The sequence below is a fragment of the Lutibacter sp. genome (assembly GCF_040883305.1).
Classification (GTDB): Bacteria; Bacteroidota; Bacteroidia; order Flavobacteriales; family Flavobacteriaceae; genus Lutibacter.
The window spans coordinates 1-4,829 of sequence record NZ_JBFLKT010000245.1; the positions used below are offsets into that span (position 1 = coordinate 1).

Here is a 4,829-nt window from a genome sequence, read left to right on the forward strand (position 1 = left end):
ACAGAAAATGGTACAAAAGAAACGGTAAGCCGGTTAGCCGAAATGGAAGACTTTTTAAGAACCATGCAAACCATTGTAAATCCTAAATTTAGTTTAGAATAAAGCCCATAATGGGCAATAATTAAAAAATAAAGCTAAAAATATAATTGAAAAAGAGAGATAAACAAAATTGTATTTAGATGGAAAAGAAGATAAAACTTACCAAAGAACAATTGCATCAAATTGACGCTTATTTAAATAACAACGATGTTAAATATATTGATTTACATTTAGAAGTACTAGATCATATTTGTACTGATATAGAACATGAAATGACAATAAATAATAGTTCATTTAAAGATGCTTTTGATAAAATTAGAATAAAATGGAGTAAAACATTTTCTTATAAATGGACTTTTTGGTTGGGAATTTCAAATGGAGGTTCAAAATTATTTATAGATCATTGTTTAAAAATATATAAGCCTTTATGGTTTAAAAGTATTCTAGTGATTCTTACATTTATTGCTACTTTTTATGGAATAGTTACTATCCTTAATATTGATTTAGATGCAAATTATCACCTATTTAAAATCACGTTTCTTTCAATGGCTTTATCTTTTCCAGCTCTTTTAATTTATTGGAAATATGAGTTAAAAAAAATTAAATTAGCATCTACGTATAGCTATTTATACAACAAACAGATTTTTCCAAATATTTTCATTTCGTTGCTCTTAATTTTGCAAATATTTAGGAGTGAAAAGGAAGTTTTTAGTGATTTTATGTTTGTGTATTTTACAGTATTTTTCTCAATACTTATTATGGGTTATAATTTTTATAAAAACCATTTAAAAGCAGTTTCAAATTATAGAAAATACCAGTTGAAATGAAACTAACTCCAGAACAAATACAACAATTATACAAATTTACACGCCAACATTATGTGGAGCATTACGATATGCAAACCGAATTGGTAGATCATTTAGCCAACGATATTGAACAAATTTGGCAAGAAAAACCCAATCTTTCTTTTGAAGATGCAAAAAAAAGGAGTTTCAAAAAATTTGGTGTTTTTGGTTTTATGGATGTTTATGGAGCTAGACAAGGTGAGTTACAAAAAAAGTATATGAAAATACTATGGCAACACGCAAAAGCATGGTTTAGATTACCAAAAATAATTGCAACAATTGCTTTTTTCTATTTTTTCTACACTGGTTTAATTGAATACGGAGATTCGTTTGCGCTATCAATCATTGGTGTTGTAATTGTATTTGGTTTAGTAAAACATATTCTATTACTTAGAAAAGTTAAAAAGCGTCAAAAATTAAGTGGTAAAAAATGGTTATTAGAAGATATTATTTTTAAAGGTTTATTTTTAGGAGGAGGAATGATAGGAATAAATTTGTTTAATATTATAAACATCTCAAGTCCTGAAGTTTATAATATTTTTTGGGCAATTTTTTATGCGGCTATTTTTACAATAATGGTTGTATACGTTTATATTAGTGTTGAAGTTTTACCCAAAAAAGCCGAAGAATTATTAATAGAAAACTATCCAGAATACAAATTAGTATAACTTTTACTGTAACAAAACAAAAAATTAGCTACCAATAAAAAAACAACTTCTCAAATGATTAAATATTTTTTAAATTTTGAATGGAAACAATTTTCCCGTTCATCATACTTCAAAAAAGGAATAGGAATAAAAATTTTATTGGCCTTGGCTGTAATTTACTTTGGAGGTATTGCCTTGTTTTTAGGAGTTGGATTGTTCTTTATTTTAAAGAAAATAATGCCAGAAGCAGATCCAATAATTACCGTAAATAACTTTTTAATTTATTGGTTTATTTTCGATCTAGTAATTCGCTTTTTTATGCAGCAATTACCTGTTATGAATGTAAAACCATTAATGATTGTCCCTGTAAAACGAAACACAATAATAAACTATTTATTAGGTAAAACAGCCATTTCATTTTTTAACTTTATTCCACTTTTTATTTTTGTCCCCTTTAGTATTGTATTATTAGTAAAAGGTTATCCATTTTTAAATGTAATTTGTTGGTTTTTTGCCTTAGTTTGTCTTGTTTTTGCTAATAATTTTATAAACTTCTTAATTAACAAAAGTAATACCGTGTTTTATGTGTTACTTGCTGTTTTGGCAGTATTAATTGGATTAGAATTTTTTAATATTTTTAAAGCATCTCAACCAATAGGTGTGGCATTTAACGCTTTATATAACAATCCCTTACTAGTTGTTATTCCATTATCTTTATTAATTGGAATGTACCGTGTTAATTTTAATTTTATTAGAAAGGGATTTTATTTAGATGATGCCGTTGCAAAAAAGATTGAAGAGGCAAATGCAGTAGATTTATCTTGGATGGATCGATTTGGAAGTGTTGCAACTTTTTTAAAAAACGACATTAAACTTATTTGGAGAAATGCCAGACCAAAACAGGTAATGATGATGTCTTTCTTATTCTTGTTTTACGGATTAATTTTCTACACAAGTAAAACTTATAGCGATTCTCCTGCTTGGATTGCATTTGCATCCATATTTGTAACAGGTGGTTTTCTATTAACATTCGGACAATTAGTTCCATCCTGGGACAGCGAGTATTATAAAATGTTAATGAGTCAGAATATTCCTTATAAAAAATATTTAGAATCTAAATGGTATTTAATGGTAGTTGGTGTTACAATTTCGTTTGTATTAAGTACACCTTATTTATACTTCGGGTGGAAAATTTATGCCATGATTGCTGCCGCAACTTCATTTAATATTGGACTTAATTCTTTTATAACCTTATTTGGAGGTGCCTTAAACAGGGTGCCAGTTGAACTAAATGTAAAAGCAAAGGCATTTGGAAATACAAACGGTTTTAATCCAACGCAAATGTTAATTGCGCTTCCAAAAATGGTGCTGCCAATGTTGTTATTTTACATTCCTTATAAATTTATAAATTATGAAACTGGATTAATAGTACTTGGTTTAAGTGGTGTTTTAGGAATAGCTTTCAAAAACTTTTTCTTAACTAAAATTGAAAAGATTTATCAAACAGGAAAGTATAAAACAATTGCTGCTTTTAGCGAAAAATAAAATATAAGAAGACTCAAAATGATTATAACTAGCGAACTTTCAAAAAAATACGGAGAAAATACGGTATTAACTATAGAATCTTTAGAAATCCCAAAAGGACAATCTTTTGGTTTAGTAGGTAATAATGGAGCAGGTAAAACTACCTACTTTAATTTATTATTAGATTTAATAAAACCAACAACCGGAAATGTAATAAATAATAATATTCAAGTAAATACAAGTGAAGATTGGAAGCCTTTTACCGCTGCTTTTATAGATGAAAGCTTTTTAATTGGGTATTTAACACCTGAAGAATATTTTTACTTTATTGGTGAATTAAGAGGTCTAAAAAAAGCCGATGTTGATGTTTTTTTAACTCAATTTGAAGAAATTTTTAATGATGAAATTTTAGGCGGAAAAAAATATTTAAGAGATTTATCTAAAGGAAATCAGAAAAAAGCAGGAATTGTAGCAGCTTTAATCGGTGATCCGGAAGTAATAATTTTAGATGAACCTTTTGCAAATTTAGATCCAACAACACAAATTAGACTTAAAAAGTTATTAAAAGATTTAACTGTTAATAGTAATGCAACCGTGTTAATTTCTAGTCACGATTTAGGTCATATAACCGAAGTTTGCGAACGTATTGTTGTATTAGATAAAGGTGTTGTTGTTAAAGATATTGAAACTTCAGCAGCAACTTTAAAAGAGTTAGAAGCTTATTTTTCGGTGTAATTAAATTAAATACATTGTTTTTTGTATTTTTACAACCCTTTTACAATAATAAACAAGGTATTAAGTTAAAGGAAACGTAAAACAGAACTCTTTTGAATAACACTCATAAAATATTTATTAGCATAATTGTAATGCTTATTGTTGCTGGTTGCTCAACAAAAAAAGATGCATTTTTAAATAGAAATTTTCATGCAGTAAATACAAAATACAACATTCTTTTTAATGGGCACGAAGCTCTTAGAGTTGGTTTAGAGCAATTAAATGCCAATTACGAAGATAATTTTTGGGAACGCCTACCAGTTGAACCTCTTAAAGTTGATGAATTGGCAATGCCAGGATTAGCAACTGATACAGACAGTTCTCCAAAAGAATTTGAAAGAGCCGAAGAAAAAGCGGTAAAAGCTATTCAAAAACATTCCATGCTTATTGCACGTCAAGAACGGAATAAACAAATTGACGATGCTTATTTATTATTGGGAAAATCGAGGTATTATTCTAAAAGATTTGTGCCTGCTTTAGAGGCTTTTACCTATGTAATTAACAATTATCCAAGAGCAAATTTAATCAACGAAACAAAAATTTGGCACGCTAAAACCCAAATTAGATTAAGAAACGAAGAGCAAGCAATTATAAACTTAAAAAGGTTGCTAAAAGACGATTTTTTAAAACAGAAAATTTTTGAAGATGCACATACGGCCTTGGCAATGGCTTATATGAGTTTAGATAGTTTAGAAAATGCCTTATACCATTTAAATAAAGGGGTTTTAATAACTAATAAAAATAAAGTTATTGCAAAAGCAATGATTACTAAAAAGAAAAAAAATGTAATTAAGCCTGTTTTATCTACTAAAAATGCTGAGCAAACTGCTCGAAATCTTTATATTATTGGTCAAATGTATAAAGAAAAAGGACTGATAGATTCTTCAAACATTGCATTCACCAATATTATAAAATTCAATAAAGCACCTAGAAAATATAGTGTTAGAGCACAGATAGAAAAAGCTAAAAATTTCATTTCAAAAGAAGATGCAACTTCTGC

At 27.9% G+C, this 4,829-nt stretch carries 5 protein-coding genes and 1 pseudogene; all 6 read left to right on the top strand.

The annotated features are described in order from the left end of the window. Positions 1–102 (top strand): annotated as a pseudogene (locus AB1Z17_RS07735) (PadR family transcriptional regulator); the annotation flags it as partial. A 77-nt stretch (positions 103–179) separates the two neighbouring features. Next, positions 180–866, top strand: coding sequence for a hypothetical protein (locus AB1Z17_RS07740; RefSeq protein ID WP_368051227.1), 687 nt, complete (start codon positions 180–182; stop codon positions 864–866). Then, entirely contained in the window at positions 863–1,552 is a 690-nt protein-coding gene (locus AB1Z17_RS07745; protein ID WP_368051228.1) for a hypothetical protein, read from the top strand. Before AB1Z17_RS07740 ends, AB1Z17_RS07745 begins: the two co-directional genes overlap by 4 nt. Positions 1,553–1,606: 54 nt before the next feature. Next, the gene (locus AB1Z17_RS07750) at positions 1,607–3,076 is read left to right on the top strand and encodes a DUF5687 family protein (RefSeq protein WP_368051229.1); all 1,470 of its coding nucleotides are present in this window, start codon (positions 1,607–1,609) and stop codon (positions 3,074–3,076) included. 18 nt (positions 3,077–3,094) lie between these two features. Then, positions 3,095–3,790, top strand: coding sequence for an ABC transporter ATP-binding protein (locus AB1Z17_RS07755; RefSeq protein ID WP_368051230.1), 696 nt, complete (start codon positions 3,095–3,097; stop codon positions 3,788–3,790). 92 nt (positions 3,791–3,882) lie between these two features. Further along, positions 3,883–4,829: tol-pal system YbgF family protein (locus AB1Z17_RS07760; RefSeq protein WP_368051231.1), on the top strand; the 947-nt coding region annotated here is incomplete at its 3' end.